Here is a 13,236-nt window from a genome sequence, read left to right as displayed (position 1 = left end):
CTGTATGCTGCATCAGAATAAACCAGGCATATCTTCCATTTCCTCTGCTTGATTAAGGATGTCCTGTGGTACGACAATCTCTTCAATTTCGTTAAAACGGCTGAATTCACTGTATATGGATTGCTTTAACTCGACTTGTTCTCCATTTTCCTCAATTTTAAGGTTCATATTCATATGGAACATTTCAGGATAGTATGTGCCTTGATCAATTTTCATCGTGTATTCGAGGTCATTTACAGTCAAGCCTTCTAACAATTTCTCAGGTAATTGGCCGGAAGGAAGTATTTCTTTTAGCGAATCTTCCATGAGCTTTTGTACATTTTCCCCTTCCGATCGGAACGTTAAAATATACTGATCTTCTTCAGACGTTAATTGAAAATCATCCGTATATTCTTCTAGAAATTCCATTTGTTCGGCTGGTGTTTGACTATTCACATTTAAGGCTTGAAGTTGTTCGAGGACTTTCTCGGGTGCTTTCACCCACCCGTCACCTGCAGGGTTTGTCATGTACAAGCCTTTGTCTGTATAGTATTGCTCTGTTGTCTGTCCCATAGATTCAATGGTCTGGTGAAAAGCCATAGGCTCAACTTGATGAACAGCATCGATGGTGGATTGGATGGGGATCCCACCTTCTGGAAGTCCGTTGTTTCCTTGCTTGCCCATCTTTATGACTTGTTCAGTCTCGGTTTTAACAGCATAACTTTGTAAGTCTTTGTTAACTTCAGAAGCTTCCGACATAATTTCTTCAATTTTGCTGCCTTCTGCACTGCCACAAGCACTTAGCAAAAGAATCAAAAACAGACTGACCATTGCTACATAGGTTCGCTTAGCCATTATTGCTCTCCTTTCTTTTTCTGCTTTCTGTCTTGTACGAATGATAAGGATCGATCGTTTCATGTTTCTGTATATTTTTACAAATTATTCAGGAAAGAGAGAAGTTTGTCTGCTGACCGGTTTGTATTTAGCGCGGCTTGTGGTACGATTTAAACAGGTGAAAGACAGAACGTATATCAAGGATTAAAGGCAGTTGAGCAGACATGAAAACATTTTATGATTATTACCACAACCCTGTCCGGTTATCTTTTGAGGATCATCCTTTTTCCGAGACACCGAAACACGTGTGGGTGATATGCCGATACAAGGACCAATGGCTGCTCACCAAACATAAAGATCGCGGTCTCGAATTTCCAGGTGGAAAAGTGGAAGAGGGAGAATCAGCGGAAGACGCCGCTGTTCGAGAAGTCAGAGAAGAGACAGGAGCCGTTATTTCTTATTTATCCTACATTGGACAGTATCATGTAGAAGGTAAAGGGGGGACGGTCATTAAAAACGTGTATTTTGCAATGATTGACTCAATCGATGATCAGGATCATTATTTTGAGACGCACGGACCTGTATTGTTCCGTCATCTCCCGCGTAATTTAAAATCGAATGATCGTTTCAGCTTTATGATGAAAGATGAAGTGTTGCCGGAGTGCTTGAAAAAGGTAGAAAAGTTCAACTAAACTTTTCTACCTTTTTTCTTATGTTTATTCAGCTATCTGGCAGGATTGTGGAAGACTCAGTTTCGAGACTTTTGTTGAGTGGATGGGGCTGCGGGGAATGGCTCGCTTTCCGCGGGAGCGCGGTGAGCCTCCTCGGACTGCGTCCTGTGGGGTCTCACCATGCACTTTTGTCCCGCAGGAGTCTCGCCATTCCCCTCCGCCCCTTTACCATGTGTGGTCTCTCGAAACCACTTCTCAGAATCTCTGCTTGTATGCTAAAGCAAAGTAGATAATTTAAAACTCCCCCCCCCATTGGTCATTCCGAGCGTGAAAGCTTGATGTAAAGCGCTTTTTACCAGTTTCTGATTGGGGAGGAAGACGTCCCATCATATTATATAGAGGTTCGTTTCTCACATGCATCGAATGGGGTGGTTGGGAAGCTGCGAGACTCCCGTGGGAATGGCTTGCCGTCATCCCCATAGGAAAGCGAGTAGCTTCCCAACCACCCCTGACTCCCATTATGGCAAACGAAGCCCGGAAACATCTCGAAACTGAGTCTTCCACAATCGGAAACGTTTGTGGTGTTAGGTGGAGGGTATAGAGAAGGCCCCGCTGGGATGACCAGCGGGGCCTTCTTTTATATGAGGAGATGAGGAAACAATTGTTATGACCTGTGATAGGTCGGTCCTGCTTTTTTGATATCTTCGCTTGCATATGTGAATTTCTTGAAGTTTTCATGAAATTTGCTGGCCAAAGATTTGGCACTTTGATCATATGCATCAGCGTCTGCCCATGTTTTTCTAGGAAATAATACTTCATCTGGGACACCAGGGCAGTGTGTAGGAATATTCAAGCCGAAAAATGGATCTTGATAAGTGTCCGCAGAGCTTAACTCTCCCTCAAGTGCGGCATGAATCATGGATCGGGTATAGGACAATTTAATTCGTTGCCCTTCTCCGTAAGATCCTCCTGACCAGCCTGTGTTGACCAAATAAACGTCTGCATTAAATTGGTCAATCTTTTCTCCAAGCATCTCTGCATAAGTGGAAGGCGGGAGAGGGAGGAATGGTGAACCGAAGCATGCAGAAAAAGTAGCTTGTGGTTCTGTGATTCCTCGTTCAGTTCCTGCTAGTTTACTCGTATACCCACTCAAGAAATGGTACATCGCCTGCTCTTTTGTCAATTTACTGATCGGTGGAAGGACACCTGTTGCGTCAGCCGTTAAAAAGATGATGGCATTCGGATGACCGGCAATACTTGGTTGTACAGTGTTGTCGATATGCTCTAATGGATAAGCCGCTCGTGTATTCTCAGTGAGACTTGTGTCATTGTAGTCGGGCTGGTGGGTTTGTGGGTCCAACACGACGTTTTCCAGGACTGAGCCGAAGTGGATGGCGTCAAAGATTTGGGGTTCTTTTTCTTGTGAAAGGTTGATACATTTTGCGTAACACCCACCCTCAATATTAAAAATCCCGTAGTTTGACCATGCATGTTCATCATCACCAATCAACCTACGTTGTGGATCTGCTGACAATGTCGTCTTCCCTGTACCTGAAAGGCCGAAGAATAAAGCCACATCTCCTTCTTTACCTACGTTCGCTGAGCAGTGCATAGGGAGAACGTTCTTCTCAGGAAGAATATAGTTCATGACTGAAAAGATGGACTTTTTAATTTCTCCTGCATATTCCGTGCCGCCGATTAAAACGATACGGTGTTTAAAAGAAATCATGATGAAAGCTTCTGAGTTTGTTCCATCGATTTGCGGATCAGCTTTGAAGGTTGGGGCTGATACGACAGTAAACTCCGCCTCATGATCTTCTATCTCTTGTTCATCCGGTCGAATGAACATTTGTTGTGCGAACAAGTTGTGCCAGGCGAACTCTGTAAGTACTTGAAGAGGAAGGCGCTGCTTTTCATCTGCCCCAGCATAGCCTTTAAAGACAAACAGTTCATTCCGTTCTTTTAAATAATCCAGTACTTTATGATAGAGTTTTACAAACGTTTGATCATCTATGGGCTGGTTGACAGCTCCCCAGTGGACTTTATCTCGTGTTACATCATCCTGGACGATGAATTTATCTTTCGGAGATCTACCAGTATAAGTACCCGTCGTTGCCTGGATGGCCCCTTTTTCTGTCAGGGTACCTTCATTACGGTATAAAATCTTTTCCACTAAGTGTGGAACAGATAGCTGATGGTGGACATGTTCTTGGGCAAGTAAAAGATTCAGTTCAGACATTTGATTAATGGTACTCATATGTGTCGACCCGCCTTTGCAATTAATTATGATCAACCTAATGTGAGATTAGTATAACACATTGAATTCTTTAGTCCATACTATACGTGAAAAAGCTTACATTTTATTTATTCAGAAAAATCACACTTCAAACATCCTCTTTTGTTCAACAATCTGGCAGAATTCTTGAAGACTCAGTTTCGAGACTTGTGTTGCGTGGATAGGGACTGCGGGGAATGAGTCGCTTTCCGCGGGAGCGCGGTGAGTCTCCTCGGACTGCGTCCTGTGGGGTCTCACCATGCACTTTTTTTCCGCAGGAGTCTCCCCATTCCCCTCCGCCATGTAAGTGTCTCGAAACCACATCTCGGAAACTCTGATTGTATGCTGAAGTGAATCGGGTAATATAACCTATCTCCAGTGGTCACTTCGAACATGAGAGGTTGATGTAGAGCTATTCTTCCTTCTAACTGTGATAGTGGAAGACAGTCCTTCTTGATGAAAGGGTTCGTTTCTCACTTTATCGAATGGGGTGGTTGGGAAGCTGCGAGACTCCCGTGTGAGAAAGGAGATCGGCGAGATCCCGCAGGACGTAGTCCGAGGAAGCTCGCCACTCCCCCACAGGAAAGCGAGTAGCTTCCCAGCCACCCCTGACGCCCCACCCGGCAACGAACCAAAGAAACATCTCGAAACTGAGTCTTCCACAATCGGGAGCTTATATGGAATAGCGAGTTTTGTTCTTTTATTGAAAAAAGTGTTCTAATAATATATGTGTATTTCTTTCAAACGTTTACTGGGTTAGGAATAGGTTTTGAAAGAGGTGGAATTCAATTGACATTAAATAAGGTTTTCGATACGATAACGGAGAACGGATACTCTCTTATCCAGAGTTGGTGGAGGGACAGGCCCTTTGAAACCCAGCAACCGTCATGGACATGACACGGTGCTAACCTGAAGCAAGGAGGACATGCTCCTTGGACGATAAGAGCGAAAGGAAGCAGCCCCTTTCCTCGAATAGGAAAGGTTTTTTCTTTTTATAAGGCTTTTTTCCAAACAGGGGCAGGAGAACGATCCATCACCTCAATAAGAACAGAGCCTTTAATGAAGAAATATATTCGAACAGGGTAACCTGTAGATATTCCTATGTAAATGCTCCATTGGTTGTGAAAAGAGGCAACATGAACATATATGAAACTTATAAAAGTTTCTACACATACTGGTAAAGAGTTCCGTCTAATACTTTGTACTTACAGAAGGAGGAGTTTTTAAGAATGCCTGCAAACCGCCGGTTATTCACATCAGAATCTGTTACCGAGGGACATCCGGACAAGATTTGTGACCAGATTTCTGATGCGATTTTAGATGAAATTTTAAAAAACGACCCCAACGCGAGGGTTGCATGTGAGACAACAGTGACAACGGGACTTGTATTAGTTTCTGGTGAGATTAGTACAAATACTTATGTGGATATTCCATCCATCGTCCGTCAGACGATTAAAGATATCGGTTATACTCGTGCGAAGTACGGGTTTGATGCAGATACATGTGCTGTTCTGACAGCGATTGATGAGCAATCTCCTGATATCGCAGGAGGCGTGGACGTTGCTCTTGAATCCCGTGAAGGGAAGATGAGTGATGATGAAATCGAATCGATTGGTGCAGGAGACCAGGGATTGATGTTTGGTTTTGCTAATAATGAAACCAAAGAATTGATGCCTCTGCCAATCTCCTTGGCTCATAAACTCTCTAAACGTCTTTCTGATGTTAGAAATGATGGTACACTCGATTACCTTCGTCCAGATGGGAAAACACAAGTGACGGTAGAGTACGACGAAAACGACCAGCCTGTGCGCGTGGATACAATTGTTATTTCTACCCAGCATGCGGAAGAAGTGACGCTGCAACAAATCCAGGCAGATTTGAAAAAACATGTGATTGAGCCCATTGTGCCTGAAGGATACATTGATGAACAAACGAAATACTTTATTAACCCAACCGGACGCTTCGTAATTGGAGGTCCACAAGGTGACGCCGGGCTAACCGGAAGAAAGATCATCGTGGACACGTATGGTGGCTATGCTCGTCATGGAGGGGGAGCTTTCAGTGGTAAGGACGCTACGAAAGTGGACCGTTCTGCTGCTTATGCTGCTCGGTATGTTGCGAAAAATATCGTAGCTGCTGGACTAGCGGATTCAGTAGAAGTTCAGCTTGCTTATGCCATTGGTGTGGCGCAGCCTGTTTCCATTGCCATTAATACAAATGGAACAGGTACTGTTTCTGAGGAGCAGTTGGTAGAAGCTGTACGTGAACTATTCGACTTACGTCCAGCAGGCATCATCAAGATGTTAGATCTGCGCCGTCCTATTTATCGCCAAACGGCTGCTTATGGTCATTTTGGACGTACAGATGTGGAGTTCCCTTGGGAGCGTACAGATAAAGCGGAAGAATTGAAGGCCCGCTGTCAATAAGGAAAAAACCGTTCCAAACTTTTGTTTGGAACGGTTTTTTTATCGTTAGAATGAACGGTTTGTGGACTCAAAATCCTCATATTTCTTTATAATATTGCCCTTTTTCCACATAACTCTTTCTTATCCGGTTCAGTTCTTTTATGTCTTCTTCATTCAGTTCTCTTATGACTTTGGCCGGACGACCGAAAGCGAGAGTATTTGGTGGAATCACTTTCCCAGGGGGGACAAGGCTCCCGGCTCCGATAAAAGCTTGTTCTCCAATAACAGCGCCATCCAAAATAAGAGATCCCATGCCGATCAGAGCGTTTTCTTTTATATGGGCAGAATGGAGAGTGACTTGATGGCCGACGGTTACCCCATCTTCAATGAATAAAGGCTTGTCTGGACTCTGGTGTAAGAGGCTTAAATCTTGAATGTTCGTGTTCTTGCCAATATGTACGGGAGCAACATCTCCTCTAATCACGGTCTTAAACCAAACACTGGCCTTTTCTTGAATGGTTACATCCCCAGTGATCACCGCATCTTCTGCAACATAGGCGCTCGGGTGAATGTCAGGTACCTTTCCTTTATATTCGCAAATCATGAAAAACCCCCTTATACTATTACTATTGATAGTATAGCAGAAGAAAAGAGGGAGATGCTGTGAAGAAAGTAGAATCAGTCAATGATCGTGCTACGGTTGTGCTCGTTCATGGAGCCTTTGAACATTCAGGGCGGTACCATGAACTGGTCGACCAACTACAAAAGGATGGGTACTCTGTTATTTACGGCGATCTGCCAGGTCAGGGGCGTTCTTCAGGAAAGAGTGGGCACATCCGTTCTTTTCAGGATTATGTCAATACCATTATGATGTGGGTCCAACAGGCGGACCCCGGTAAGAAAATATTTTTAATGGGTCATAGTATGGGGGGCCTTGCGGTTGTGAGGACGATGGAGATTGCTCAACCAAAGGTAGATGGCGTCATTCTCTCTTCTCCTGCATTAGGACTTCTGAAAAAAGCGAGTCTGCCCTTGGAAGTCGTGTCGTATATTTTAAACACTTTATTTCCATCATTAAGAATCAAGGCTCCTCAAGATCCCGAATACATCACACGTAATAAGGATAAAATTATAGAGTTTCAACAAGATCCTTTGATTATTGATAAAGTCTCTATTCGCTGGTATCGTGAATTTCAAAAAGCGACGAGAGAAGCGTTCTCTGATATTCAACGCTTTCCTGATATCCCATTATTACTGATGCAGGCCGAAGACGATTATATGGTGAAAATAGAGAAGACAGCTGAATGGTTTGACCGAGTTCAAATAAAAGAAAAAAGATATAAACAATGGCCGGGTCTTTATCATGAAATTTATAATGAGCCGGAATGGAAAGATGTCTATCAACATACGCATTCCTTTTTAGAGGATCATCTAAAGTAAACGGGAAAGGAGGATTTCTTTTGACACGTGCAGTTCCAGGCAACGCCATTCTTTTGATGTACAGAGTGTATCGAAATGTTTTTCCTGCTGTTCATAATGAATTGTCTTATTGGATTGAAAGGGCGAAATTGATTCCTGACGAAGAACTCAGAAGTCAAGCATTGGCGAGTATCGAAGAAAAGACGTTTCACTGTGAAGGGGGATCTATTTATTCTGTTCTCTCCCGTGGCAACGATAAAAGGGCGATTCGCTTCATCGTTGCTTATCAAACCATCAGTGACTACTTGGACAACCTTTGTGACCGGAGCACCTCCATGGATCCTGACGATTTCCGCATGCTGCATGAATCCATGATCGACGCCTTGACACCAGGTAACCCATTACAAGATTATTACCAATATCGTGAGGAGCAGGATGATGGGGGATACCTCCATGACCTTGTGAAAACGTGTCAACAAGTTCTTTTCGAGGCGGAAGACTATCACACCGTCAAGCAACAAGCGATAAAGTTAGGTAAGTTATATGGTGATCTGCAAGTTCATAAGCATGTAATCGAAAATGAAAGAATTCCAAGACTACAAAATTGGTTCAAGCGCTATCAAAAAGAATGGCCAGAGCTTAGCTGGTATGAATTTTCGGCATGTACGGGATCTACTTTAGGAATTTTTTGTCTTGTTTCCTATACGTTGAGTGGAAAGATGGATGCAACGTTATCCAATCAAATTGAAAGTAGTTATTTTCCATATATGCAGGGGTTACATATCTTGCTTGATTACTACATTGATCAAGAAGAAGATGAAAAAGAGGGAGATTTGAATTTCTGTGCTTACTATGCTCATGAGGAACAAATGAAGAATCGTTTCCGGTATTTTGTTGAAAGGACACACGAGGAAATACAAAGGCTTCCAGATGCACCTTTTCACCAAATGATCCATGAAGGGCTGGTTGGGATGTATTTAGCTGATCGTAAAGTAGGCAAGCTTTCAAATGCTAAAAGCTTTGTGAAAGAAATGTTGAAAGTGAGTGGCAAAAAAGCGACATTCTTTTATTACAATACAAAAATGTATCATAAATTAAAGCCTGGGCGGGAAATATAACCGACCAGGCTTTTCTTTTCATAGGGACTTATAAAATTCCGAGGTGTGAACATCCTGGGGAGCGATGTTTGCTAGAGAGATTTGCTACTTGCTATATAGCCCATCCAGTCTTGCGGGAGGAAAGTTGATCTTCTACCTGTTTGACTTATGCGTTTCGTATCTCCCGGATTGTTTGCGCTTTGGTTCTTATGAAAGTTTCTCGATAGCTAAGATAAAAGGGGGTGTTCTCTTCTTATTGATAAATCCGTAATGAAGGACTTGATAGTGTTTGGAATCTAACTCTGACACATACTCCAGGATGGCATCTTTCTCTTCAGCTCCCCCGGGGTGTCCATGATATACCACTAAAACCACCAGTCCCCCTTTTTTTAATGTAGCTAGTACGTTTTCGAGCGACTGGATCGTCCCTTCAGGCTTGGTCACCACACTTTTATCACTGCCTGGCAAATAACCTAAATTGTAAATGGCTGCGGATATGTTGTTTTGATCTTTGTCTTTTAGGTATTGTTGTACGTGTGCATGGGAATCATGGATAAGGCTCGTATGGTTTGCAAGCCCATGTTCTAATAAACGCTTTTTGGTGTTTGTAATGGCTTTTTCCTGGATATCAAAGGCATACACATGTCCTTGCTCTCCGACAAGTTCAGCTAAAAAGGCAGTATCGTGACCGTTGCCGCACGTTCCATCTATTACGGCATCTCCAGGTTCTATCGTTTTTTTCATCAAAGAATGGGCATAGTCTAAAATTCGTTCAATCGTCATGTAGCATCCTCCAATTGTATTGTTCTTTAGTATTGTAGCACGAACAGTCCTTTCTTGTAGAAGGACGATCCACTGAGCGGATGCCGCTTGACAAAGCTGTTTTCATTCATTAATATACGGTTATAATAGCATGACGTTGAAAAGGAGTAGTAATGATTCTTTCAAGTGATAGAGAGGCAGCGGCTGGTGGAAGCTGTCCTTGGAAATCATGAACTCGCCTTGGATGTCGCAGAAGTGAACCCGAGTAGTTTCTGCCGGTGTGGTCGCCGTTATTGACATCAAGTTGAACACATATGTGTTAATTTGGGTGGTACCGCGGGAATCAAGCCTCTCGTCCCATACTGGGATGAGGGGCTTTTTATATTTTTAGAGAGATTATGAGGAGGCAATGAAATGGCTTTTGATCATAAGACCATTGAAAAGAAATGGCAAAAATACTGGCTTGAAGAAAAGACGTTCAAGACAGACAGCTATTCAGACAAAGAGAAATTCTATGCATTGGATATGTTCCCTTATCCATCAGGGGCAGGTCTACACGTTGGACACCCGGAAGGATACACCGCTACAGACATCCTTTCTCGTATGAAGCGTATGCAAGGATATGAAGTGCTTCATCCGATTGGTTGGGACGCTTTCGGGCTTCCAGCAGAACAGTATGCACTGGATACAGGAAATGATCCTGAAGAATTTACAAAACAAAACATCGACACCTTCCGTCGGCAAATACAAGAACTGGGTTTCTCCTATGATTGGGATCGAGAAGTGAATACGACAGACCCTGATTATTATAAATGGACGCAATGGATCTTTTTGAAACTGTATGAAAAAGGTCTGGCCTATATTGACGAAGTTGCCGTGAACTGGTGTCCGGCTCTTGGTACGGTTCTTGCCAACGAGGAAGTTATCGATGGTCGTAGTGAACGAGGAGATCACCCCGTAGAACGTCGCCCGATGAAGCAGTGGATGCTGAAGATTACAGCTTATGCAGATCGTCTTCTTGAAGACTTGGAAGAGTTGGATTGGCCGGAGAGCATTAAAGATATGCAAAGAAATTGGATCGGAAAGTCAGAAGGGGCAGAGGTCACTTTTGAAATTGATGGTTTTGACCAATCTTTCGATGTGTTTACCACTCGTCCAGATACATTATTCGGTGCAACTTATGCTGTTGTCGCGCCAGAACATCCACTGGTCGATGAAATCGTCACATCTGAACAGAAAGATGCCGTATCTACGTATATCGAAAAAGCTCAAAACAAGAGTGATCTTGAGCGTACAGATTTGGCTAAGGATAAATCAGGGGTATTCACTGGTTCTTATGCGATCAACCCAATCAATGGTGAAAAACTTCCAATCTGGGTGGCTGATTATGTATTGATGAGCTACGGCAGTGGTGCCATTATGGCGGTCCCTGCTCATGATGAAAGAGACTTTGAGTTCGCTCAGAAATTTGACCTTCCAATCATTCCAGTCGTAGAGGGTGGGAATGTCGAGGAAGAAGCGTACACAGGGGATGGTCCGCACATCAACTCTGACTTCTTGAACGGTCTTGGGAAAGATGAAGCGATCGAAAAAGCGATCCAATGGCTTGAAGAAAACGGTAAAGGTAAGAAACAAACGACTTATCGCCTTCGTGACTGGCTCTTCAGCCGTCAGCGCTATTGGGGTGAGCCGATTCCTGTCATCCACTGGGAAGACGGATCGATTACCGCAGTCAAAGAAGATGAACTACCTGTCGAACTTCCGAAAACGACGGAAATTAAACCATCCGGCACAGGGGAATCCCCACTTGCTAATATTGATGAATGGGTCAATGTCGTGGATCCTGAAACAGGGATGAAGGGGCGCAGGGAAACGAACACGATGCCTCAATGGGCAGGTAGCTGCTGGTATTACCTGCGTTATATTGATGCGAATAATGAGGAAACGTTCGCTGATTATGAAGCATTGAAAAAATGGCTTCCGGTCGATGTGTATATTGGTGGTGCTGAGCACGCCGTTCTTCACTTGTTGTATGCACGTTTCTGGCACAAAGTCCTGTACGATGCTGGAGTCGTACCAACGAAAGAACCCTTCCAAAAGCTATTCAACCAAGGGATGATTCTTGGTGAGAATAATGAAAAAATGAGTAAGTCCAAAGGGAATGTTGTCAATCCAGATGATATCGTCTATTCTCACGGTGCAGACACCTTGAGGCTATACGAAATGTTCATGGGACCGCTTGATGCTTCTGTCGCATGGTCTGAAAATGGCTTGGATGGGGCGCGTCGATTCCTTGATCGAGTATGGAGATTATTCGTTACCGAGGGCGAATTGTCCGAGGCGGTCAAAGAAAATACTGATGATACAACGTTGGAAAAGGTCTATCATGAAACCGTTAAAAAAGTGACGGAAAACTTTGAAGCCCTTCGTTTCAATACAGGAATCTCTCAAATGATGGTCTTTATCAATGATGGGTATAAAGCAGACGTTTTACCAAAAGAGTATGTAGAAGGTTTTGTTAAACTTCTTTCTCCAGTCGCTCCACACCTTGCAGAAGAATTGTGGCAAAAGCTTGGTCACTCTGAAACGATCAGTTATCAGCCTTGGCCAGCGTTTGATGAATCCAAACTTGTAGAAGATGAAGTGGAAATCGTTGTCCAGGTTATGGGTAAAGTGCGTGCGAAAATGATGGTGAATAAAGAGGCTTCCAAAGAAGATCTCGAAAAGCAAGCACTTGAAAATGCAGACGTTAAGCAGTGGTTAGAAGGAAAGACAGTTAGGAAAGTTATCGCTGTACCAGGAAAGCTAGTCAACATCGTAGCCAATTAAATGATTTGTAAGCACTCTGTTTTTATGAGCAGGGTGCTTTATTTGTTAGTGATCATATGCCTTGACTTTAATTAACAGTAAATTAAAATAAATGTGCAAACGATTAATATGGAGGGATGAAAATGAATCAAATTAAAGAGATCACGCCCCAACAAGTGGAAGAGAAAATCAATAATAATGATGACTTTACCATAATCGATGTAAGAGAAGATGAAGAAGTTTCACAAGGAATGGTACCGAATGCTAAGCATATACGTCTTGGGGATATTCCTGAAAAAATTGAGAGCCTGCCTAAAGATCAAGAGTATGTGATGATTTGCCGTTCCGGTCGCCGCAGCATGAACGCTGCCGAATTCATGAAAGAACGAGGATTCGGGAACGTACAAAACATGGAAGGCGGAATGTTGAAATGGCAGGGGGAGCTCGTTTTTTAACATAGTCGTTGATTATTATGCGGTAAGCTTCAACCAATGATATTTTTTACAACACTTCTATACCTCATACCTTAAGAGTTATGACATCTACATTGAAGCGGCCCTTTCTATATAGAAGGGGCTTTTATGTTATCCGTTTCTTAATGGCATTTGAAATTACAAAAAGAAATTCTATAAAACTATTGACGAGGAAAAGTTCACCGTGTATTATAGATAACGTTGCTTATTCAGCAGCGCCCAAAACATCTCATTAAGAGATTTATTTCAACAAATTCTATGAAACCTATTGACGATATATAGTCAATTATGCTAGAATTTGATTACTGTCGGGTAAGGCAGTATTTGATCTTTGAAAACTGAACGAACCAACCAGTACGTCAAAACATTTCTTCTTTATAGAAGAGATTTGAAACAAGCACATTCGGTGTGCAAATGAGCAAGTCAAACTTAACTTTTATGGAGAGTTTGATCCTGGCTCAGGACGAACGCTGGCGGCGTGCCTAATACATGCAAGTCGAGCGCGGGAAGCGA

10 protein-coding genes, 1 rRNA gene, 1 riboswitch and 1 other annotated feature are annotated in these 13,236 nt (G+C 43.1%); of the genes, 7 read left to right on the top strand and 4 right to left on the bottom strand.

The window, feature by feature from the left end; all coding sequences use genetic code 11:
* Nucleotides 1-12: 12 nt before the first annotated feature.
* Complete coding sequence (locus DYE48_RS18075; RefSeq protein WP_115824796.1) at nt 13-834, bottom strand: DUF6612 family protein; 822 nt, start codon at nt 832-834, stop codon at nt 13-15.
* A 203-nt stretch (nt 835-1,037) separates the two neighbouring features.
* On the opposite strand from DYE48_RS18075, the gene ytkD reads away from it, so the two are divergent.
* Nucleotides 1,038-1,505: an RNA deprotection pyrophosphohydrolase gene (ytkD, locus tag DYE48_RS18070; protein WP_115824795.1), complete on the top strand. Its 468-nt coding sequence runs from the start codon at nt 1,038-1,040 to the stop codon at nt 1,503-1,505.
* A 643-nt stretch (nt 1,506-2,148) separates the two neighbouring features.
* Here the strand turns inward: ytkD and pckA are convergent.
* On the bottom strand, nt 2,149-3,741 hold the full coding sequence (pckA, locus tag DYE48_RS18065) for a phosphoenolpyruvate carboxykinase (ATP) (RefSeq protein WP_089654872.1): 1,593 nt from the start codon (nt 3,739-3,741) through the stop codon (nt 2,149-2,151).
* Nucleotides 3,742-4,594: 853 nt separating this feature from the next.
* Nucleotides 4,595-4,705, top strand: a riboswitch (SAM riboswitch).
* 283 nt (nt 4,706-4,988) lie between these two features.
* Here pckA and metK point away from each other — a divergent pair.
* Complete coding sequence (gene metK / locus DYE48_RS18055) at nt 4,989-6,185, top strand: methionine adenosyltransferase (protein WP_115824793.1); 1,197 nt, start codon at nt 4,989-4,991, stop codon at nt 6,183-6,185.
* A gap of 76 nt (nt 6,186-6,261) precedes the next feature.
* Here the strand turns inward: metK and DYE48_RS18050 are convergent, their stop codons facing one another.
* Nucleotides 6,262-6,768 carry a gamma carbonic anhydrase gene (locus DYE48_RS18050; RefSeq protein ID WP_115824792.1) on the bottom strand — a complete coding sequence of 169 codons (507 nt, stop codon included), beginning with the start codon at nt 6,766-6,768 and terminating at the stop codon, nt 6,262-6,264.
* A gap of 59 nt (nt 6,769-6,827) precedes the next feature.
* Here DYE48_RS18050 and DYE48_RS18045 point away from each other — a divergent pair, with 59 nt between their 5' ends.
* Entirely contained in the window at nt 6,828-7,604 is a 777-nt protein-coding gene (locus DYE48_RS18045; protein ID WP_115824791.1) for an alpha/beta hydrolase, read from the top strand.
* 20 nt (nt 7,605-7,624) lie between these two features.
* Nucleotides 7,625-8,701, top strand: a complete 1,077-nt coding sequence (locus tag DYE48_RS18040; RefSeq protein ID WP_279629307.1) for a tetraprenyl-beta-curcumene synthase family protein — start codon at nt 7,625-7,627, stop codon at nt 8,699-8,701.
* A 186-nt stretch (nt 8,702-8,887) separates the two neighbouring features.
* On the opposite strand, the gene mnmM is transcribed toward DYE48_RS18040, so the two are convergent.
* Nucleotides 8,888-9,463, bottom strand: coding sequence for a tRNA 5-(aminomethyl)-2-thiouridylate-methyltransferase MnmM (mnmM, locus tag DYE48_RS18035; protein WP_115824789.1), 576 nt, complete (start codon nt 9,461-9,463; stop codon nt 8,888-8,890).
* 127 nt (nt 9,464-9,590) lie between these two features.
* Nucleotides 9,591-9,805, top strand: a binding site (T-box leader).
* A 51-nt stretch (nt 9,806-9,856) separates the two neighbouring features.
* Between mnmM and leuS the strand changes: the two genes are divergently transcribed.
* The 3 genes from leuS to DYE48_RS18020 form a co-directional block, all read left to right on the top strand.
* A complete protein-coding gene (gene leuS, locus DYE48_RS18030; protein ID WP_115824788.1) occupies nt 9,857-12,271 on the top strand; it encodes a leucine--tRNA ligase in 2,415 nt (804 codons plus the stop codon).
* Nucleotides 12,272-12,393: 122 nt separating this feature from the next.
* Nucleotides 12,394-12,705 (top strand): rhodanese-like domain-containing protein, encoded by a 312-nt coding sequence (locus DYE48_RS18025; protein ID WP_089654864.1) that lies wholly within the window; start codon nt 12,394-12,396, stop codon nt 12,703-12,705.
* Between the two features lie 453 nt (nt 12,706-13,158).
* A 16S ribosomal RNA gene (locus DYE48_RS18020) occupies nt 13,159-13,236 on the top strand; the annotation flags it as partial.

It is taken from the genome of Halobacillus trueperi, from assembly GCF_003386945.1.
Taxonomy (GTDB): Bacteria; Bacillota; Bacilli; order Bacillales; family Halobacillaceae; genus Halobacillus; species Halobacillus aidingensis.
The sequence above is the reverse complement of the archived record's forward strand: the minus strand, read 5'-3'. Positions and strand labels throughout refer to the sequence as shown.